This is a genomic window from Burkholderia sp. 572, from assembly GCF_040545135.1.
Lineage (GTDB): Bacteria > Pseudomonadota > Gammaproteobacteria > Burkholderiales > Burkholderiaceae > Burkholderia > Burkholderia cepacia.
The window spans coordinates 38,800-57,562 of sequence record NZ_JBEPLH010000002.1 but is presented as its reverse complement, the minus strand read 5'-3'; the positions used below and the strand labels follow the sequence as shown (position 1 = coordinate 57,562).

Here is an 18,763-nt window from a genome sequence, read left to right as displayed (position 1 = left end):
CCGATCGGCTATAATTCCGCTTTTTTACGAAGCAAGAATAGCGAGCGATCATGGAAGCGGAACGTCTCAACGCGATCGAAAGCTCCCTGCTCGACCTGCGCAATCGCGCGGGCGAGCTCCGGGGGTATCTTTGACTACGACGCAAAAGCTGCGCGTCTGACCGAAGTCAACAAGGAACTCGAAGACCCGAACGTCTGGAACGATTCGAAGAACGCCCAGGCGCTCGGTCGCGAGAAGAAGCTGCTCGAGGGCGTCGTCACGACGCTCACCGCGCTTGACGGCGACCTGCGCGACGCGCTCGACCTGTTCGAGCTGGCCCGCGAGGAAGGCGACGAAGACACCCTCATCGCGTCGGAAGAAGACGCCGCGAAGCTCGAGGCGCGCGTCGGCGACATCGAGTTCCGCCGGATGTTCTCGAACCCGGCCGACCCGAACAACTGCTTCATCGACATCCAGGCCGGCGCCGGCGGCACCGAGGCGTGCGACTGGGCATCGATGCTGCTGCGCCAGTACCTGCGCTACTGCGAACGCAAGGGCTTCAAGGCCGAAGTGCTCGAAGAGTCCGACGGCGACGTCGCCGGCATCAAGAACGCGACGGTCAAGGTCTCGGGCGAATACGCATACGGTTTCCTGCGCACCGAAACGGGCATCCACCGCCTCGTGCGCAAGTCGCCGTTCGACTCGTCGGGCGGCCGCCACACGTCGTTCTCGTCGGTGTTCGTCTATCCGGAAATCGACGACTCGATCGAAGTCGAGATCAACCCGGCCGACCTGCGCATCGACACGTACCGCGCATCGGGCGCCGGCGGCCAGCACATCAACAAGACCGACTCCGCGGTGCGGATCACGCACATGCCGACCGGTATCGTCGTGCAGTGCCAGAACGACCGCTCGCAGCACCGCAACCGCGCCGAAGCGATGGCAATGCTGAAGTCGCGCCTGTACGAAGTCGAGATGCGCAAGCGTCAGGCCGAACAGGACAAGCTCGAATCGAGCAAGACCGATGTGGGCTGGGGCCATCAGATCCGCTCGTACGTGCTCGACCAGAGCCGCGTGAAGGACCTGCGCACGAACGTCGAAATGAGCAACACGAGAGCCGTCCTCGACGGCGACCTCGACGACTTCATCAGCGCGAGCCTCAAACAGGGCGTGTAAGCGCCGCGGCGCGGCCTGGCCAGGCCGCGCCCCCTTGCCCTTCCCGTTTGCGTTGCCGCACCCACTCCGAATTCCGACCATCATGACCGAACCGACCCAAACGCAGCCCGCCGTCACCGCGGACGAAAACCAGATCATCGCCGAGCGCCGCGAGAAGCTGCGCGCCCTGCGCGAGCAAGGCGTCGCCTACCCGAACGATTTCCGGCCCGAGCACCACGCTGCCGACCTGCAGGCGAAATTCGCCGACTCGGACAAGGCCGCGCTCGAAGCGAACCCGGTCGAGGTGTCGGTGGCCGGCCGCATGATGCTCAAGCGCGTGATGGGCAAGGCGAGCTTCGCGACGGTGCAGGACGGGTCGGGCCAGATCCAGTTCTTCGTGACGCCGAACGACGTCGGCGCGGAAACCTACGACGCATTCAAGAAGTGGGACCTGGGCGACATCGTCGCCGCGCGTGGCGTGCTGTTCCGCACCAACAAGGGCGAACTGTCGGTCCAGTGCAAGGAACTGCGCCTGCTGTCGAAGGCACTGCGCCCGCTGCCGGACAAGTTCCACGGCCTGTCCGACCAGGAAATGCGCTACCGCCAGCGCTACGTCGACCTGATCGTCACGCCGGAAACGCGCGACACGTTCCGCGCCCGCACGAAGACGATCGCATCGATCCGCAAGTTCATGGACAACGCCGAGTTCATGGAAGTCGAAACGCCGATGCTGCACCCGATCCCGGGCGGCGCAGCGGCGAAGCCGTTCGTCACGCATCACAATGCGCTCGACATGCAGATGTTCCTGCGCATTGCGCCGGAGCTGTACCTGAAGCGCCTGATCGTCGGCGGCTTCGAGCGCGTGTTCGAGATCAACCGTAACTTCCGGAACGAAGGCGTGTCGCCGCGTCACAACCCGGAATTCACGATGATGGAATTCTACGCCGCGTACACCGACTACCGCTGGCTGATGGACTTCACCGAGCAACTGATCCGCCAGGCGGCGATCGATGCGCTCGGCACCGCGACGATCCAGTACCAGGGCCGCGAACTCGACCTCGCGAAGCCGTTCCATCGCCTGACGATCACGCAGGCGATCCAGAAGTACGCACCGGACTACACCGACGGCCAGCTGTCGGACGACGCGTTCCTGCGCACCGAACTGAAGCGCTTCGGCGTCGACGTGTCGCAGCCGGCGTTCCTGAACGCGGGTACCGGCGCACTGCAGCTCGCGCTGTTCGAGGAAACGGCCGAAGCGCAGCTGTGGGAGCCGACCTTCATCATCGATTACCCGGTCGAAGTGTCGCCGCTCGCACGCGCATCGGATACGGTGCCGGGCATCACCGAGCGTTTCGAGCTGTTCATGACCGGCCGCGAAATCGCGAACGGCTTCTCGGAGCTGAACGATCCGGAAGACCAGGCCGCACGCTTCAAGAAGCAGGTCGAGCAGAAGGATGCGGGCGACGAGGAAGCGATGTTCTTCGACGCCGACTACATCCGTGCGCTCGAATACGGGATGCCTCCGACCGGCGGCTGCGGGATCGGCATCGACCGTCTCGTGATGCTGCTGACCGACAGCCCGACGATCCGCGACGTGCTGCTGTTCCCGCATCTGCGCCGCGAAGACTGATCGCCCCGCCCGCGTGTGCGCCGCGCCCCGCGGCGCGCACGCGTCAGCTTTGTAACGACGCGTAAATCCCTTCGGCCGGCGTCCGCCGGCTCTCGATCCTCCCCCGTTTTATTCCCCCGTCGCGACGGCCTTCTCCGGGTTTTCCCTGTCATAGTCGCCAGCGCCCCGCTGCAATTCGTTACACCTTGATACGGCGCGCCACTTGCCGGTGGACGACACTCCTTTTGCGTCACCACGCATGACACGGGACCAGAACGAGGCGCAGGAACGCCAAGTCTGCTCGAGCCCGAAGCGTGGGATCCGGCCCGACGCCGCAGTGCCGATCCGGATCGACATCGGAGAAAAAAATGGACAACCAGAATCAGACCACGCCGCAAAAGCAACGCCTCCACCCGCTTATCGCCACCGCCGCCGGCGCCGTCATCGTCGCCAGCCTCGCGGCGACGGCTGCGATCACGGGCATCTTCCCGAAGGCCAGCAGCAGCAACGCACAGAACGGCCAGACCCAGGCCGCGCTGATCGCGTCGCAGCCGGCCGTCGATACGGCCGCGGCGGCCAGCGCCGCGCTGGCCGCGCAAGCCCAGCAGCAGGCGGCCGAACAAGCCGCCGCGCAGCAGAAGGCGGCCGAACAGAAGGCTGCCATCGCGCAGGCCGAGCCGAAGCCCGCGCCGCGCCCGGCTGCACCGCACCGCCGCCATACGACGGCACCGCAGCCGCCGCAATACGCGCAGCAGCCGTCGGCGCCGGCCCAGACCTACTGCCAGAGCTGCGGCACGGTCGTCGCGATCACGCAGACGCGCACGCCGGGCCAGAGCTCGGGGATCGGCGCCGTGGGCGGCGCTGCAGCCGGCGGCCTGCTCGGCAACCAGTTCGGCCACGGTAACGGCCGCACCGCGATGACGATCATCGGCGCGCTGGGCGGCGGTCTCGCCGGCAACCAGGTTGAAAAGCAGGTGCGTGCGGAAACCGACTATCAGGTGCAAGTGCAGATGGAGAGCGGCGCGACGCGCACGTTCACGTACCACAACCCGCCGCCTTTCGGCCAGGGCCAGCGCGTGCGGATCGAGAACGGCACGCTGGTCGGCGCGTAATCGCCTGATCGCATCGGTGCCCCCTGCCCGCGTGTCATACGCGGGCAAGCGGCCTGAAAAAGAAAACGGCTCGTGAGCGATTGCTCACGAGCCGTTTTTTCATGACCGGCCGTCTGCGCCGTTACGGCGCACGCGGTGTTCAGTCTTCGTCGTCGAAATCCGATTCGTCGATCCAGTGGGCCTGGATCGCTTCGAGGATCTTCTCGCCCGAGTGCTTGGGATCGTCGTCGAAACCGTCGAGTTCGAGCACCCACTGACGCAGGTCGACGAAGTTGATCCGCTGCGGGTCGATGTCGGGGTGCTTGTCCGCCAGCGCAATGGCTATTTCACGCGAATCGGTCCATTTCATCGCCTGCCTCCGGTTTCTGTCAGTGATTTTCCTTCGCGTGGTTGATCGAGTACTTCGGAATCTCGACCACCAGGTCCGAATCTTCCTTCACGATCGCCTGGCACGACAGGCGCGACGTCGGCTCGAGGCCCCACGCCTTGTCCAGCAGATCGTCCTCGTCCTCCTCGGACGGTGTCAGATCGTTGAAGCCTTCGCGGATCACCACGTGGCACGTCGTGCACGCGCACGACTTCTCGCATGCATGCTCGATCTCGATCCCGTGTTCGAGCAGGTTGTCGCAGATACTCTTGCCGGGCGTCGCGTCGATCACCGCGCCGTCCGGGCACAGTTCGACGTGAGGCAGCACCACCAGTTGAGGCATGTCCGTTCCGTCAGTCAGGGTGCGGCGCCAGACGCCGCACGGTTCAATATCGCGCGGGCCGTTACCGGCCGATGCGCAGTTCGTGAGTTCAGATCTCGTCGAGCCGGCGGCCCGACAACGCGCGCTTGATGCTCTTGTCCATCCGGCGCGCCGCGAATTCGTCGGTGCCGTCGGCCAGCGCCTTGGTCGCGATTTCGATCGCGTCCGTGTCGTCGCCCTGCGCGATCGTGCGCAGCGCCGCGGCCAACGCATCGACCTGCGTGCGCTCGTCCGTGTCGAGCAGTTCACCGTCGGCCGCCAGCGCGGCCTGCGTCGCCTCGAGCATCCGCTCGGCCTCGACCTGCGCTTCGCGCAGCGCGCGGGCGCGCATGTCGATTTCGGCAGTCTTGAAACTGTCCTCGAGCATCTTCGCGATGTCGTCGTCGGCAAGACCGTACGACGGCTTCACGACGACCGACGCCTCGACGCCCGAATGCTGCTCACGCGCGAACACCGACAGCAGCCCATCCGCATCGACCTGGTAGGTCACGCGAATGCGCGCCGCACCGGCCGTCATCGGCGGGATGCCGCGCAGCTCGAAGCGCGCGAGCGAGCGGCAGTCGGCGACGAGCTCGCGCTCGCCCTGCACGACATGGATCGCCATCGCGGTCTGGCCGTCCTTGAAGGTCGTGAATTCCTGTGCGCGCGCGATCGGAATCGTCGAGTTGCGCGGGATGATCTTCTCGACGAGGCCGCCCATCGTCTCGACACCGAGCGACAGCGGAATCACGTCGAGCAGCAGCCAGTCGTCGCCGGTGCCGCGATTGCCTGCGAGCAGGTCGGCCTGGATCGCCGCGCCGAGCGCGACGACCTGGTCCGGATCGAGGTTCACGAGCGGCGGCTGGCCGAAATACTTCGCGACCGCGTCGCGAATCACCGGCATGCGCGTCGCGCCGCCGACGAGCACGACACCCTTGATGTCGGCCGGCGTGACCTGCGCGTCGCGCAGCGCCTTGCGGGTCGGCGTGAGCGTACGCTGCACGAGCGGCTCGACGAGCGACGCGAACGTATCGTGCGAGATCGTCTGAACGAGATGCGCACCGCCCGACAGCGTGACGTCGAGCGACGCCTGCGGCGCGGACGACAGCGCTTCCTTCAGCACGCGCACGCGGTCGAGCAGCAGGCGCACGTCCTCGGGCGCGAGCGTCTTCGCATCGATGCCGGCCTGCGCGAGCACGTGACCGAACAGCGCATGGTCGAAATCGTCGCCGCCGAGCGCGGAATCGCCGCCCGCGGCCAGCACTTCGAACACGCCTTTCGTCAGCTTCAGGATCGACAGGTCGAACGTGCCGCCGCCGAGGTCGTACACCGCGTAGAGGCCTTCGGCCCCGTTGTCGAGGCCATAGGCAATCGCCGCGGCGGTCGGTTCGTTCAGCAGGCGCAGCACGTTGAGGCCCGCGAGGCGCGCGGCGTCCTTGGTCGCCTGACGTTGCGCTTCGTCGAAATACGCGGGCACCGTGATCACCGCGCCGACGAGGTCGTCGCCAAGCGAATCTTCCGCGCGATAGCGCAGCGTCGCGAGAATCTCGGCCGACACTTCGACGGGGCTCTTCACGCCGTCGACGGTGCGGATCTGCACCATGCCCGGCGCATCGACGAATTCGTACGGCGCGTTCGCCGCACCTTCGACCTCGGCCTTGCCGCGGCCCATGAAGCGCTTGACCGACACGATCGTGTTGCGCGGATCGGTCGCGGCCTGCTCCTTCGCTTCGTGGCCGATACGCCGGCCGCCCTTCTCGAGATAGCGGACCACCGACGGCAGCAGCACACGGCCCGCTTCGTCCGGCAGCACCTCCGGCACGCTGTTACGCACGGCCGCGACGAGCGAGTTCGTCGTGCCGAGATCGATCCCGACGGCGAGTCGCCGCTGATGCGGCGCCGGCGCCATGCCCGGTTCGGAAATTTGCAGTAAAGCCATCTTGGTTCGTTCGGGCGCTCGGCCCGTTTGCTGCGCGTGCCGCGAGGCACGCGGTTAAGTTTCGAGGCGCTCGATCTGCGCGCCCACTTCCGACGCGACCCGTTCGATGAACATCAGTTGGCGCACGGCCTCGGCGGCCGCCTGATCGGCGCCGCTGTCGAGCAGCGTGCCGAGACGCTCCACACGAATGCGCCGCTCTTCGCGCAACTCGGCCAGCAGCACGTCGAGCGCGTCGACATTGCGGGCGGCCGCGGCATCCTCGATGCCCTCGCGCCACTCCATCTGCTGCATCAGGAACGCGGGCTCCATCGCGGTGTTGTTTTCCGCACCGATGTCGACACCACGCAGGGACAGCAGATACGACGCGCGCTTCAGCGGATCGCGCAGCGTGCGGTACGCCTCGTTCGCACGGGTTGCCCATTGCATCGCGATGCGTTTCTGCGCATCGCCGGCCGCCGCGAAGCGGTCCGGATGCACCTGCGTCTGCACCGTCCGATAGGCGGCGTCGAGCGCCGTCTCATCGAGCGCGAATTGCGCCGGCAGGTGAAACAGGTCGAAGTGGCTGTCTTTCAGCGAAACCATCGTCGCGTTCAATTCCGGTTCGTCGCACGGCAAACGCCGCACATTAAAAAGGCGGCCCGTGCCGCCTCTTGCCCGCATCGCGCGGAGATCCGCGTCACACGCGGAACGATTCGCCGCAACCGCACTCGTCCTTCACGTTCGGGTTGTTGAACTTGAACCCTTCGTTCAGGCCTTCGCGGGCGAAGTCGAGCTCGGTGCCGTCGATGTACGCAAGACTCTTCGGATCGACGATCACCTTCACGCCATGGCTCTCGAACACCTGATCCTCGGGAGCCAGCTCGTCGACATACTCGAGCTTGTACGCGAGCCCCGAGCACCCGGTCGTGCGAACGCCAAGCCGCAGGCCCATACCCTTGCCGCGACGGACGAGGTATTTCTGGACGTGCTGTGCTGCTTTTTCGGTCAGTGTAATTGCCATGATGTCCTTGCCGCGGCACGCCACCGGGGCCTGCCGCGTTTCCTTCTCTAGCCGCTCGATGCCGCTCAGGCTGCTGCCTGATCGCCTTCCTTGGTGTCGTGGCGCTTCTTGTAGTCGGCCACAGCTGCCTTGATCGCGTCTTCCGCGAGGATCGAGCAGTGAATCTTCACCGGCGGCAGCGCGAGTTCTTCGGCGATCTGCGTGTTCTTGATCGACAGTGCTTCGTCGAGCGTCTTGCCCTTCACCCACTCGGTGACGAGCGAACTCGACGCGATCGCCGAACCGCAACCGTACGTCTTGAACTTCGCGTCTTCGATCACGCCGTCCGCGCCGACGCGGATCTGCAGCTTCATCACGTCGCCGCAGGCCGGCGCGCCGACCATGCCCGTACCGACCGTGTCGTCGTCCTTCGCGAACGAACCGACGTTGCGCGGGTTTTCGTAGTGATCCAGAACCTTGTTGCTGTAAGACATGACTCAGACTCCTTGACTCGTTACGTCTGCGTGCGCGAATCCGCCCGCGGGTATGTTCAATCCGGCGCTCAGTGTGCGGCCCATTCGATCGTCGACAGATCGATGCCTTCCTGGTGCATTTCCCAGAGCGGCGACAGTTCGCGCAGCTTCGCGATCTTGCTGTTCAGCAGGTTGATCACGAAGTCGACTTCCTGCTCCGTCGTGAAGCGGCCGACCGTGAAGCGGATCGAGCTATGCGCCAGCTCGTCGTTGCGGCCGAGCGCACGCAGCACGTACGACGGCTCCAGCGACGCCGACGTGCACGCGGAGCCCGACGACACCGCGACGTCCTTGATCGCCATGATCAGCGACTCGCCTTCGACGAAGTTGAAACTGATGTTGAGGTTGTGCGGGACACGGCGTTCCATGTCGCCGTTTACGTACGTTTCCTCGATCTGCGACAGGCCGCGCAGCAGCTTGTCCCGCAGCATGCGGACGCGCTCGTTTTCCGTCGCCATTTCTTCACGTGCGATGCGGAACGCTTCGCCCATGCCGACGATCTGGTGCGTCGGCAGCGTGCCCGAACGCATCCCGCGCTCGTGGCCGCCGCCGTGCATCTGCGCTTCGATGCGCACACGCGGCTTGCGGCGCACGTACAGCGCGCCGATGCCCTTCGGGCCGTACGTCTTGTGTGCCGAGAACGACATCAGGTCTACCTTCAGCTTCGCGAGATCGATCCCGACCTTGCCCGTCGACTGTGCGGCGTCGACGTGGAACACGATGCCCTTCTCGCGGCAGATTTCACCGATCGTCTCGATGTCCTGGATTACGCCGATCTCGTTGTTCACGTGCATCACCGACACGAGGATCGTGTCCGGACGCAGCGCGGCCTTGAACACGTCGAGGTCGATCAGGCCGTCATCCTTGACGTCGAGGTAGGTGACTTCGAAGCCGTCGCGCTCGAGCTCGCGGCACGTGTCGAGCACGGCCTTGTGCTCGGTCTTCACCGTGACGATGTGCTTGCCCTTGCCCTTGTAGAAGTTCGCGGCACCCTTGATCGCGAGGTTGTCCGACTCCGTTGCGCCGGACGTCCAGATGATCTCGCGCGGATCCGCGTTCACGAGCGCGGCCACCTGTTCGCGCGCTTCCTCGACCGCACGCTCGGCATCCCAGCCGTACGCGTGGCTGCGCGATGCCGGGTTGCCGAACTGCTCGCGCAGGTACGGCACCATCTTGTCGACCACACGCGGGTCGACCGGTGTCGTCGCGCTGTAATCCATGTAGATGGGCAGGTGGAGAGTCTCTTGGGTCATCTGTCGCTCCGGGAATTCTGTGCAGGGACTATGTGCGTTATGGGGTATGGCGGGCGCCTTCGCGCTCACGAACTCGCGATGTTGAACACCGAATTGGGACCGAGCGGCATCGTGCGCACCGGCTCGGCCGGTGCGGCGACGGGCTCCGGCGTGCGGCGATCGCGCAACACCGCAGGGGCGCCTTCGCGTGCGCGCTGCTGATCGACGAGATCCTGCAGCGACACGGAGTCGAGGTATTCGACCATCTTCTGGTTCAGCGTCGACCACAGCTCGTGCGTCATGCAATGGCCGTCGGGCTGCTTCGAGCCGTCGCACGTGCCTTTGCCGCCGCACTGCGTGGCGTCGAGCGGTTCATCGACCGCGATGATGATGTCGGCAACGGTGACGTCCTGCGCGCGACGCGCGAGGTTGTAGCCGCCGCCCGGGCCGCGCACGGATTCGACGATTTCATGCCTGCGCAGCTTCCCGAACAGCTGTTCGAGATACGAGAGCGAAATCCGCTGGCGCTGGCTGATGCCTGCAAGCGTCACCGGGCCCTGCTCCTGGCGCAGTGCCAAGTCAATCATCGCCGTGACGGCGAAACGGCCTTTGGTGGTGAGTCTCATGGTGTCTAGGGGACTGCAATCTTGACGATTTTGGTCAAGTATAAATATTTGACGTTTTTAGTCAAGTATCCATGTCTTTGAAAGGGTATTCGTAGACCGCTGAATACCGTGCGATCAGCGCTCCGTGCGGGCCCGAAGCGTCTCGAGCAGGCCCGCGCACGCGCGCTCGACCTGGTCGAGCACCTGCTCGAAGCCCTGCGCGCCGCCAAAATACGGATCGGCCACTTCGGTTTCAGTCGAATCCGGCGCAAATTCCATCAGCAGGCGCACCTTGTCGAGATGCTGCGGCGGACAGCGGCGGCGCAGCTCCGCGAGATTCGCCTCATCCATCGCGAGCAGCAGGTCGAAGCGCTCGAAATCCGCCGCGCTCACCTGTCGTGCGCGCAGCGCCGACAGGTCGTAGCCGCGGCCGCGAGCGGCCGCCTGCGCACGCGTATCGGGCGGCTCGCCGACATGCCAGTCGCCGGTGCCGGCCGAATCGATCGCGATCCGGTCCGCCAGCGCGGCCGCATCGACCTGGTGACGCATCACGCCTTCCGCGGTGGGCGAACGGCAGATGTTGCCGAGACAGACGAAACAGATCGAAACGCGGGTCATCGCACTATCGGAAAGCCGCGGCGAACCGCGCGGGAGAAGAACACGCCATTATACAAAGGCGACCGGAATCGCGCCGCCGGGCAAAGCGACGGCGCCGTGCATTACAGCGCCTTCGGCACGACGAGTGCGACGTCGCCGGATGCCGCCGGCAACGGCTTCGCCGCGTCGTCGACCAGCCCGAACGACACCGCACGCGCCAATTCTGCGGATGCCTGGTGAACTGCGAGCGGGCCACGCGACGGCGCATCGGCCATCGCATGCAGATAGGCAGCCGCGGCCAGCGGAACGACGATTGCCAGCGGCCAGTACATCGATATTGTCTTTTTCATGATGCGGACCTCCTTGACCTCGTACCCCGAAACCCAATTCCGGGGACTACAGACGAGATTCTATAGATCGCATCTATCGAGATAAATATCCAAATAGCGAACGCTCTGTTGTCGCCGGATGAACAGTCGTCAGCCGAGGTGGCTTTGCGACGCCGCGTACAGTTCGCGGAACGTGCGCCCGGTCGGGGTCGGCATGTCGCGCGTGTCCATCCAGCCGCCCATCATCGGCAGGCGCCGCAGCGTGCCGCCGGCGCCCAGCCGCTCGAGGATGCGCACCGCGAGCTTTGTCGTCAGCGCGTACAGCATCGGCCGCCGCGCGACGAAACCCCATGCGGTGAGCGCCGCCCGCTCGCGCCACGGCCGCAGGTGCCGCTCGACCTGTTTTTCGCGCAGCGTGCGCAACAGATGCGACAGCGGAATCCCGGCCGGGCAGACGCTGTCGCATTCTCCGCAAAGCGTCGCGGCCTGCGGCAGATCCAGCGCGCGATCGAGCCCGACGTAACTCGGCGTCAGCACGGAACCCATCGGCCCCGGGTAGACCCAGCCGTACGCATGGCCGCCGACCTTCTGGTAAACCGGGCAATGGTTCATGCATGCGCCGCAGCGGATGCAACGCAGCATCTCCTGGAACTCGCCGCCGATCAGCCCCGTGCGGCCGCCGTCGACGAGCACCACGTAGTTGTGCTCGGGGCCGTCCTCGTCACCCGGCCCGCGCGGCCCGGTCAGCAGCGAGAAATAGTTCGACGTCTTCTGCCCCGTCGCGGAACGCGGCAGCAGGCGCATCGCGGTCGCAAGATCCTCGAGGGTCGGCAGCACCTTCTCGATGCCCGTCACGGCCACATGCACCCGCGGCATCACCGTGCACATCCCCTCGTTCCCTTCGTTCGTCACGATCGCGACCGAACCGGTCTCGGCGATCACGAAGTTGCCGCCGGTCACGCCCATGTCGGCCGACATGAAATGCGGGCGCAGCACCTCGCGCGCCTCGCGCGTCATGTCCGGAATCTCGGTGAGCCGCTCGCGGTGGTGCGTGCGCGCGAACAGGTCGGCGATCTCGTCCTTGTCCTTGTGAACGACGGGCGCGATGATGTGGCTCGGCGGCTCGTTGTCGTTGATCTGCAGGATGTATTCGCCGAGGTCCGTCTCGATCGATTGCACGCCCATTTCCGCGAGCACCGCGTTCAGGCGCATTTCCTCCGACACCATCGACTTGGTCTTGATGACCTTCTTCACGTCGTGACGGCGCGCAATGTCGGCCACGAGCCGCGCGGCGTCCGCCGTCGTCTCAGCGAACAGCACGGTCGTGCCGCGCCGCGTCGCCTCCTGCTCGAAGGCCTCGAGCCACACGTCGAGGTTCTCCAGCGCGCGGTTGCGGCGCGCCTTCAGCGCCGCCCGCGTGGCCGGGAAGTCGATCGCGGTCATCGCGTCGGCACGCGCGGACACGAACTTCGTCGACAGCTTCTTCAGGTTCTGCTGCAAGCGCTGGTCGGCCAGCTTCTGGCCGGCGCGCGCCTTGAAATGCATCGATTGGACTTGCATCGCGGTATCGGGGAAAAGTGAGCGGAACCGGGCGTCAGACGTCGCCCGCCAGCACCTGCGCGACGTGCAGCACGCGCGTGTCGCGGTCGCCGGTGCGGCGCAACCGCCCTTCGATGTTCAGCATGCAGCCGAGATCGCCGAGCACGACGGCGCCCGCGCCCGACGCGCGCACGTTCGCGCACTTCTCGTCCGCGATGGCCGCCGAGATGTCGCCGTACTTCACCGCAAACGTGCCGCCGAAGCCGCAGCAGTGCTCGCAGTCCTTCATCTCGGTGACCGCAATGCCGCGCTGCGCGAGCAGCGCACGCGGCTGTGCCTTCACGCCGAGCTCGCGCAGGCCCGAGCACGAATCGTGATAGGTGACGGGTCCCGTGAATTCACCCGGCGCGAGCGAGACCTTCGCGACATTCGCCAGGAAATCGGTCAGTTCGTAGACCTTCTGCTGGAACCGCGTGTAGCGCCCCATCAGCTCGGGGTCGTCGCGGAACAGGTCGCCGTAGTGCGCGCGGATCATCCCGCCGCATGAACCCGACGGCGCGACGACGTAATCGAACTGCTCGAACTCGCGCAGCGTCTTTTCCGCGAGATCGCGGGCGAGCGCGCGGTCGCCCGAGTTGTAGGCCGGCTGGCCGCAGCAAGTCTGCGCGGGCGGCACGATCACCTCGTAGCCGGCGTCGCGAATCAGCTTGAGCGCCGAAAAACCGATTTCCGGACGCATCAGATCGACCAGGCAGGTCACGAACAAACCGACTCGCATACGCGCTCCTTCGAGAAAACGGCTCTCATTATCCGCCGTTTGGCCGGCGAGACCAACGCCGGCTCGCGCGCAAGCCCGCACTGCGCGAAACGAGGACTTCCTCGAACGGCGTTCGCTTTTTTCACGATACGAGATACAATCGTTGCAACACCGCTTGCCGCGTCAACCGATTTCTCCCCCGACATGAGCCAACCCACCCCGGATTCCAAAACGTCGATCCAGGTGATCGAACGCATGATGCGGTTGCTGGACGCGCTCGCCGCGCACAGTGACCCCGTGAGCCTGAAGGAACTTGCGCAGCGCACGGAGCTGCACCCGTCTACGGCGCACCGCATCCTCAACGACATGGTGACCTGCCGCCTCGTCGACCGCTCCGATCCCGGCACGTATCGCCTCGGCATGCGGCTGCTGGAGCTCGGCAACCTCGTGAAGGCACGCCTGTCGGTGCGCGACGCGGCGCTGATGCCGATGCGCGAGCTGCACCGCCTCACCGGGCAGACCGTGAACCTGTCGGTGCGCCAGGGCGACGAGATCGTCTACATCGAGCGCGCGTATTCGGAGCGCTCGGGGATGCAGGTCGTCCGTGCGATCGGTGGCCGCGCGCCGCTGCACCTTACGTCGGTCGGCAAGCTGTTCCTTGCAGCCGACGAAACGTCGCGCGTGCGTGCCTATGCAACGCGCACGGGGCTGTCCGGCCATACGCAGAACAGCATCACCGACATCGCGAAGCTCGAGCGCGAGCTGACGATCGTCCGCCAGCAATCGTGCGCACGCGACAACGAGGAACTGGAGCTCGGCGTGCGCTGTATCGCGGCCGGCATCTACGACGATTCGGGCAAGCTCGTCGCGGGCCTGTCGCTGTCGGCACCGGCCGATCGTCTCCAGGATGCCTGGCTCGGCCAGTTGAGCCGTACTGCCCTCACCATTTCGGAATCGCTCGGCTACCGGCCGGCGCCCACGAAGGATGCGGACGGGCTGCAGCGGCAGGCGTAAGCCGCTCCCGCGCTCCCGCAGTAAAAAAGCCCCGCGATTGCGGGGCTTTTTTTCGACCATCGGCGCGGCGGCGAACCGCCACGCCGCCGTGCGATCAGGTCCCGCCGTTCGGCGTGTTGGCCGCCGTCAGGCGCTCGCCGCCGCCGGCGTCGAGCCAGTTGCGCAGGCGCGCCGCGTCGGCGAAGCGCGAATACTTGCCGAACGAATCGAGCAGCACCATCACCATCGGCCGGCCGTGGATCGTCGCCTGCATCACGAGACATTCGCCCGCTTCGTTGATGAAGCCCGTCTTCTGCAGACCGATGTCCCACGAGCCGTTGCCGCGGATCAGCGCGTTTGTGCTGTTGTAGGCGAGATTGCGCTTGCCCGTGTACACCTCGTAGCTGCGATCGGTCGAGAACTGACGGATCATCGGGTACTGGTACGCCGCATTGACCATCTTCACCAGATCGCGCGCGCTCGACACGTTCGAGCTCGACAGGCCGGTCGAATTCTCGAAATGGGTATCGGCCATGCCGAGCGACTTCGCCTTCGCGTTCATCGCGGCGATGAACGCCGGACGACCGCCCGGGTAATAACGCGACAGCGCGGCGGCCGCGCGGTTTTCCGACGCCATCAGCGCGATGTGCAGCATGTCTTCACGCGACAGCACCGAGCCGACCGACAGGCGCGAACCCGTGCCCTTCTCGTAGTCGCGATCTTCGTCGGTGACTTCGATCTGGTCGGCCATCGGCGCCTTCGAGTCGAGCACGACCATCGCCGTCATCAGCTTCGAGATCGACGCGATCGGCACGACGGCGTGCGAATTCTTGTCGAACAGCGGCTCGCCGGAATTCTGGTCGACGACGTACGCGACGCTCGAACGCAGCGCGAGCGCGTCCGGCGTGTCGTGCAGGCCGAACGCCTGGCCGACGCTCTGCCGACGCGGCTGGAACGCGACCTTGCGAACCGCGCCGTGATGGCCGGCACGCACGCTGTTCGCCGCGAGCGTCACGCGCTTGCGCGACGCCTTTGCGCGCGGCGCATCGGCCGCGGCGACCTTGGCGGATTTGTCGGAGGTAGCCTTGGCCGACTTCTTCTTCGCGGACGAAGCAGGAGCGACAGCCTTTTTCTTGGCGGCTTGTTGGGTCTTCGCAGTGGCGGCAAAGGCGTCAGCGGGCGTGACGGACGCGGTGGTCGCCAGCAAGGCGACAGCGACCGACACAGCCGTGCCGAGCGTCATGCTCTGCAACAATCTGCGCGGTGAAAACGATTCGGCTTTCATTGGGGTCTGGACAAAGCGGGCGGGAGGTTTCCGCAAGTGTAGTTAAAGCTGAAAAAAAGAGCAATATTAGGCACTTACCGATCGTCGTTAAACCGGAATGTAAGGGTTGGCCAACCTCTGACCAATGAACCCTCCCGCTCCCATCGAAAAAATTCATGGGATGCGCTGCCCGACAGTACCCGTCTCCCGATTACACACGGTTAATTGAGATAACGTCACTTCGGAGGCGATTTAAAGCGGGGAAACTACGTATCCGGCGCTCGGGGTGCCTGGGAGCCGGTCTCGGCCGTGGCGGCGGCACGTCGCCACGGTACGCGCATCGAAACGGCGCGTTTTCGACAGGAACAGAAGGATAACGTTCCATGACCCTGTCAGGTTTACCTGTGCATGATCATGGTGCGCCGCGTGCGCCCCGCGTCCGTGCGCACCATCTGGGAGACGCGCGTGAAACCGATTCCGAACGGGCACGATAACTTGTTGTTTTATCGATAATTTGTCGCGATTGTGCAACGCACAAAAAACACTTGACATCCGTTTTCTCTGCCCTAAAATAGGCCTCATTGCTGCGTTGCACAAAGCACGCGCATCCGAGGTTCCCCGTCGTAGTGCCCTTTACCCTGCGATCGACGCGATCGCTTTTCAGGAGCTGGACATGTCCTTGCTGACCCCCGAGCAAATCGCCGCTGCACAGAAAGCCAACCTCGAAAGCCTGTTCGGTCTGACGACCAAGGCGTTCGAAGGCGTCGAGAAGCTGATCGAACTCAACCTGCAGGTCGTGAAGTCGACGCTGGCCGAAGGCCAGGAAAACGCACAGCGCCTGCTGTCGGTGAAGGACGCACAGGAACTGATCGCCCTGCAAGCCAGCCTGTCGCAGCCGGTCGCGGAAAAGGTGCTGTCGTACGGCCGTCACCTGTACGAAATCGCATCGTCGACGCAAGCCGAGTTCGCGAAGGTTGCAGAAGCGCAATTCGAAGAGCAGAACAAGAAGGTCCAGGCACTCGTCGACAACGTCGCGAAGAACGCCCCGGCCGGTTCGGAAACGGCTGTCGCCGCACTGAAGTCGGCACTGAACGCTGCGAACACCACGTACGAAACGGTTCAGAAGGCCACGAAGCAAGCCGTCGAAATCGCTGAAACGAACTTCAACGCTGCTGCTGCCGTCGCAACGAAGGCTGCTACCGCCGCTGCCGCACGTCGTTCGAGCAAGCCGGCCGCGTAAGCGTCCCCTGCTCCTGAAAGAGCCGCGCACAGCGCGGCTTTTTCGTTTCTGGCGCCGCACCACGCCGGAATCGCCAAGCCGCCGGCCGTGCTCGAACGGTCGTTTGAGCATCGGCCGCCCGCAAAAGAAAACGCCGCCGCCCGGATCGCCCGGGAGGCGGCGTTTTTTGTGGCCGGCAACATGCCGGCCCCGGTCGCGTTACTTCTTGCGCTGCGGCGGCAGGTCCGTACAGACGCCTTCGTACAGTTCGGCGGCCATGCCGACCGATTCGCCGAGCGTCGGGTGCGGATGGATCGTCTTGCCGATGTCTTCCGCGTCCGCGCCCATCTCGACGGCGAGGCACACTTCGCTGATCAGGTCGCCTGCGTTCAGGCCGACGATCGCGCCGCCGATCACCCGGTGGGTTTCCTCGTCGAAGATCAGCTTCGTGAAGCCTTCGTCGCGGCCGTTCGCGATCGCGCGGCCCGATGCGGCCCACGGGAACACGGCCTTGCCGTACTTGATGCCTTCGGCCTTGCACTGGTCTTCCGTCTTGCCGGCCCACGCCACTTCCGGATCGGTGTACGCCACCGACGGGATCTGCAGTGCGTCGAAGTACGCCTTCTCGCCGTGCGCGGCTTCCGCTGCGACGTGGCCTTCGTGCACTGCCTTGTGCGCGAGCATCGGCTGGCCGACGATGTCGCCGATCGCGAAGATGTGCGGGACGTTCGTGCGCATCTGCTTGTCGACGTCGATGAAGCCGCGGTCCGTGACGGCGACGCCTGCCTTGTCGGCGCCGATCTTCTTGCCGTTCGGGCTGCGGCCCACCGCGACGAGTACGAGGTCGTAGCGCTGCGCTTCCGCCGGCGCCTTCTCGCCCTCGAACTTCACGTAGATGCCGTCTTCCTTCGCTTCCGCGCCGACCGTCTTGGTCTTCAGCATCACGTTGCCGAAGCGCTTCGCGTTGTACTTTTCCCAGACCTTCACGAGATCGCGGTCCGCGCCCATCATCAGGCCGTCCATCATTTCGACGACGTCGATCTCGGCGCCGAGCGTCGAGTACACCGTCGCCATTTCGAGGCCGATGATGCCGCCGCCGATCACGAGCATGCGCTTCGGCAGCTGACGCAGTTCGAGCGCGCCGGTCGAATCGACGACGCGCGGGTCTTCCGGCATGAACGGCAGCTTCACGGCCTGCGAGCCCGCCGCGATGATCGCCTGCTTGAACCTGACGACCTTCTTGCCGTTTTCGCCCTGCACTTCCATGTGGAACGGATCGACGAATGCGCCGACGCCCGTGACCACTTCGACCTTGCGCGCCTTGGCCATGCCGGCGAGGCCCGTCGTCAGTTTCTTGACGACGCCGCCCTTGAAGTCGCGCAGCTTGTCGAGATCGACTTCCGGCTTGCCGAACGTGATGCCGTGCGACGCGAGCGCCGCGGCTTCCTCGACGACGAGCGACGTATGCAGCAGCGCCTTCGACGGGATGCAGCCGACGTTCAGGCACACGCCGCCGAGCGTCGAGTAGCGTTCGACGAGCACGGTCTTCATGCCGAGGTCGGCTGCGCGGAACGCGGCCGAGTAGCCGCCGGGGCCGGCGCCGAGCACGAGCATGTCGCACTCGATGTCGACGGCGCCTGCGTAGCTGCCGGCTTGCGGCGCGGATGCCGGGGCGGCCGGTGCCGGAGCAGCCGCTGCGGGCTTGGCCGTTTCGGGTGCTTTCGCGGGAGCGGCGGCGCCTGCCGATGCTTCGACGATGGCGATGACGGTGCCTTGCGAGACTTTCTCGCCGGCCTTGACCTTGACTTCCTTGACGGTGCCGGCGACGTCGCTGGGCACTTCCATGGAGGCTTTGTCCGATTCGAGCGTGATGAGCGTTTGCTCTTTTTCGATCACGTCGCCCGGCTTCACGTTGACTTCGATGACATCGACGCCGCTGAAATCGCCGATATCCGGAACCTTGACTTCGATGAGACTCATTACTGTCCCCTTCTTGATTAGCTGCAGACAGAGAGGGAGAAACCCGCGGAAGAACCCACTACTGCGACTACGGCCTGACAAGAGAACGTGACGCTGGGCAGGACCACCTTTGCCGTCCGCCCAAGGACGCGCCTTTCTTTTGGTTACTTTTCTTTGGAAGACAAAGAAAAGTGACCGCCGCCCCGCGCAGGGGCGACGCTAATAGACCGTTAGC

General features: G+C 65.1%; 19 protein-coding genes. 5 read left to right on the top strand and 14 right to left on the bottom strand.

The window, feature by feature from the left end:
* Positions 1-50 precede the first annotated feature (50 nt).
* The 3 genes from prfB (at position 51) to ABIC51_RS03805 (ending at position 3,855) form a co-directional block, all read left to right on the top strand.
* A protein-coding gene (gene prfB / locus ABIC51_RS03815) for a peptide chain release factor 2 (RefSeq protein ID WP_099318679.1) occupies positions 51-1,155 on the top strand; the annotation gives its coding sequence in 2 pieces (ribosomal slippage) (positions 51-131 and positions 133-1,155; 1,104 coding nt in all).
* 82 nt (positions 1,156-1,237) lie between these two features.
* A complete protein-coding gene (gene lysS, locus ABIC51_RS03810; RefSeq protein ID WP_021157678.1) occupies positions 1,238-2,764 on the top strand; it encodes a lysine--tRNA ligase in 1,527 nt (508 codons plus the stop codon).
* Positions 2,765-3,111: 347 nt separating this feature from the next.
* Positions 3,112-3,855, top strand: a complete 744-nt coding sequence (locus ABIC51_RS03805) for a glycine zipper 2TM domain-containing protein (RefSeq protein ID WP_021157677.1) — start codon at positions 3,112-3,114, stop codon at positions 3,853-3,855.
* A gap of 139 nt (positions 3,856-3,994) precedes the next feature.
* Here the strand turns inward: ABIC51_RS03805 and iscX are convergent, their stop codons facing one another.
* The 12 genes from iscX to ABIC51_RS03745 all read right to left on the bottom strand — a co-directional run bounded on the left by iscX (position 3,995) and on the right by ABIC51_RS03745 (position 13,114).
* Entirely contained in the window at positions 3,995-4,204 is a 210-nt protein-coding gene (iscX, locus tag ABIC51_RS03800) for a Fe-S cluster assembly protein IscX (protein ID WP_021157676.1), read from the bottom strand.
* Between the two features lie 19 nt (positions 4,205-4,223).
* Positions 4,224-4,565 (bottom strand): ISC system 2Fe-2S type ferredoxin, encoded by a 342-nt coding sequence (fdx, locus tag ABIC51_RS03795; protein ID WP_011352558.1) that lies wholly within the window; start codon positions 4,563-4,565, stop codon positions 4,224-4,226.
* A gap of 88 nt (positions 4,566-4,653) precedes the next feature.
* Positions 4,654-6,522, bottom strand: coding sequence for a Fe-S protein assembly chaperone HscA (gene hscA, locus ABIC51_RS03790; RefSeq protein ID WP_059699114.1), 1,869 nt, complete (start codon positions 6,520-6,522; stop codon positions 4,654-4,656).
* Between the two features lie 54 nt (positions 6,523-6,576).
* Positions 6,577-7,104 (bottom strand): Fe-S protein assembly co-chaperone HscB, encoded by a 528-nt coding sequence (gene hscB, locus ABIC51_RS03785; protein WP_027786969.1) that lies wholly within the window; start codon positions 7,102-7,104, stop codon positions 6,577-6,579.
* 94 nt (positions 7,105-7,198) lie between these two features.
* Positions 7,199-7,522, bottom strand: coding sequence for an iron-sulfur cluster assembly protein IscA (gene iscA, locus ABIC51_RS03780; RefSeq protein ID WP_012492710.1), 324 nt, complete (start codon positions 7,520-7,522; stop codon positions 7,199-7,201).
* Positions 7,523-7,587: 65 nt separating this feature from the next.
* A complete protein-coding gene (iscU, locus tag ABIC51_RS03775; RefSeq protein WP_006481982.1) occupies positions 7,588-7,995 on the bottom strand; it encodes a Fe-S cluster assembly scaffold IscU in 408 nt (135 codons plus the stop codon).
* A gap of 68 nt (positions 7,996-8,063) precedes the next feature.
* Positions 8,064-9,287, bottom strand: a complete 1,224-nt coding sequence (locus ABIC51_RS03770; protein WP_021157672.1) for an IscS subfamily cysteine desulfurase — start codon at positions 9,285-9,287, stop codon at positions 8,064-8,066.
* 65 nt (positions 9,288-9,352) lie between these two features.
* Positions 9,353-9,892 (bottom strand): Fe-S cluster assembly transcriptional regulator IscR, encoded by a 540-nt coding sequence (gene iscR / locus ABIC51_RS03765; protein ID WP_009691731.1) that lies wholly within the window; start codon positions 9,890-9,892, stop codon positions 9,353-9,355.
* Positions 9,893-10,006: 114 nt separating this feature from the next.
* Entirely contained in the window at positions 10,007-10,489 is a 483-nt protein-coding gene (locus tag ABIC51_RS03760; RefSeq protein ID WP_175898729.1) for a low molecular weight protein-tyrosine-phosphatase, read from the bottom strand.
* A 101-nt stretch (positions 10,490-10,590) separates the two neighbouring features.
* Complete coding sequence (locus ABIC51_RS03755; RefSeq protein ID WP_060169975.1) at positions 10,591-10,818, bottom strand: hypothetical protein; 228 nt, start codon at positions 10,816-10,818, stop codon at positions 10,591-10,593.
* 129 nt (positions 10,819-10,947) lie between these two features.
* On the bottom strand, positions 10,948-12,357 hold the full coding sequence (locus ABIC51_RS03750; RefSeq protein ID WP_060197099.1) for a lactate utilization protein B: 1,410 nt from the start codon (positions 12,355-12,357) through the stop codon (positions 10,948-10,950).
* A gap of 34 nt (positions 12,358-12,391) precedes the next feature.
* Positions 12,392-13,114 carry a (Fe-S)-binding protein gene (locus ABIC51_RS03745; protein WP_021157667.1) on the bottom strand — a complete coding sequence of 241 codons (723 nt, stop codon included), beginning with the start codon at positions 13,112-13,114 and terminating at the stop codon, positions 12,392-12,394.
* A gap of 183 nt (positions 13,115-13,297) precedes the next feature.
* Between ABIC51_RS03745 and ABIC51_RS03740 the strand changes: the two genes are divergently transcribed.
* Positions 13,298-14,107: an IclR family transcriptional regulator gene (locus ABIC51_RS03740; protein ID WP_027786965.1), complete on the top strand. Its 810-nt coding sequence runs from the start codon at positions 13,298-13,300 to the stop codon at positions 14,105-14,107.
* 94 nt (positions 14,108-14,201) lie between these two features.
* On the opposite strand, the gene pbpG is transcribed toward ABIC51_RS03740, so the two are convergent.
* Positions 14,202-15,371, bottom strand: a complete 1,170-nt coding sequence (gene pbpG, locus ABIC51_RS03735; RefSeq protein ID WP_059688894.1) for a D-alanyl-D-alanine endopeptidase — start codon at positions 15,369-15,371, stop codon at positions 14,202-14,204.
* 652 nt (positions 15,372-16,023) lie between these two features.
* Between pbpG and ABIC51_RS03730 the strand changes: the two genes are divergently transcribed.
* Positions 16,024-16,590, top strand: coding sequence for a phasin family protein (locus tag ABIC51_RS03730; protein ID WP_006481973.1), 567 nt, complete (start codon positions 16,024-16,026; stop codon positions 16,588-16,590).
* A gap of 198 nt (positions 16,591-16,788) precedes the next feature.
* Here the strand turns inward: ABIC51_RS03730 and lpdA are convergent, their stop codons facing one another.
* Positions 16,789-18,549 (bottom strand): dihydrolipoyl dehydrogenase, encoded by a 1,761-nt coding sequence (lpdA, locus tag ABIC51_RS03725; RefSeq protein ID WP_146252888.1) that lies wholly within the window; start codon positions 18,547-18,549, stop codon positions 16,789-16,791.
* Positions 18,550-18,763: the final 214 nt, after the last annotated feature.

What these genes read in the sequence shown, in the direction of transcription:
- fdx (WP_011352558.1), bottom strand. Translation starts at nt 4,565, where the DNA reads ATGCCTCAACTGGTGGTGCTGCCTCACGTCGAACTGTGCCCGGACGGC.
- ABIC51_RS03805 (WP_021157677.1), top strand. Translation starts at nt 3,112, where the DNA reads ATGGACAACCAGAATCAGACCACGCCGCAAAAGCAACGCCTCCACCCG.
- ABIC51_RS03740 (WP_027786965.1), top strand. Translation starts at nt 13,298, where the DNA reads ATGAGCCAACCCACCCCGGATTCCAAAACGTCGATCCAGGTGATCGAA.
- iscA (WP_012492710.1), bottom strand. Translation starts at nt 7,522, where the DNA reads ATGGCAATTACACTGACCGAAAAAGCAGCACAGCACGTCCAGAAATAC.
- lpdA (WP_146252888.1), bottom strand. Translation starts at nt 18,549, where the DNA reads ATGAGTCTCATCGAAGTCAAGGTTCCGGATATCGGCGATTTCAGCGGC.
- hscA (WP_059699114.1), bottom strand. Translation starts at nt 6,522, where the DNA reads ATGGCTTTACTGCAAATTTCCGAACCGGGCATGGCGCCGGCGCCGCAT.
- hscB (WP_027786969.1), bottom strand. Translation starts at nt 7,104, where the DNA reads ATGGTTTCGCTGAAAGACAGCCACTTCGACCTGTTTCACCTGCCGGCG.
- ABIC51_RS03760 (WP_175898729.1), bottom strand. Translation starts at nt 10,489, where the DNA reads ATGACCCGCGTTTCGATCTGTTTCGTCTGTCTCGGCAACATCTGCCGT.
- ABIC51_RS03770 (WP_021157672.1), bottom strand. Translation starts at nt 9,287, where the DNA reads ATGACCCAAGAGACTCTCCACCTGCCCATCTACATGGATTACAGCGCG.
- pbpG (WP_059688894.1), bottom strand. Translation starts at nt 15,371, where the DNA reads ATGAAAGCCGAATCGTTTTCACCGCGCAGATTGTTGCAGAGCATGACG.
- iscU (WP_006481982.1), bottom strand. Translation starts at nt 7,995, where the DNA reads ATGTCTTACAGCAACAAGGTTCTGGATCACTACGAAAACCCGCGCAAC.
- ABIC51_RS03745 (WP_021157667.1), bottom strand. Translation starts at nt 13,114, where the DNA reads ATGCGAGTCGGTTTGTTCGTGACCTGCCTGGTCGATCTGATGCGTCCG.
- ABIC51_RS03750 (WP_060197099.1), bottom strand. Translation starts at nt 12,357, where the DNA reads ATGCAAGTCCAATCGATGCATTTCAAGGCGCGCGCCGGCCAGAAGCTG.
- ABIC51_RS03730 (WP_006481973.1), top strand. Translation starts at nt 16,024, where the DNA reads ATGTCCTTGCTGACCCCCGAGCAAATCGCCGCTGCACAGAAAGCCAAC.
- iscR (WP_009691731.1), bottom strand. Translation starts at nt 9,892, where the DNA reads ATGAGACTCACCACCAAAGGCCGTTTCGCCGTCACGGCGATGATTGAC.
- ABIC51_RS03755 (WP_060169975.1), bottom strand. Translation starts at nt 10,818, where the DNA reads ATGAAAAAGACAATATCGATGTACTGGCCGCTGGCAATCGTCGTTCCG.
- iscX (WP_021157676.1), bottom strand. Translation starts at nt 4,204, where the DNA reads ATGAAATGGACCGATTCGCGTGAAATAGCCATTGCGCTGGCGGACAAG.
- lysS (WP_021157678.1), top strand. Translation starts at nt 1,238, where the DNA reads ATGACCGAACCGACCCAAACGCAGCCCGCCGTCACCGCGGACGAAAAC.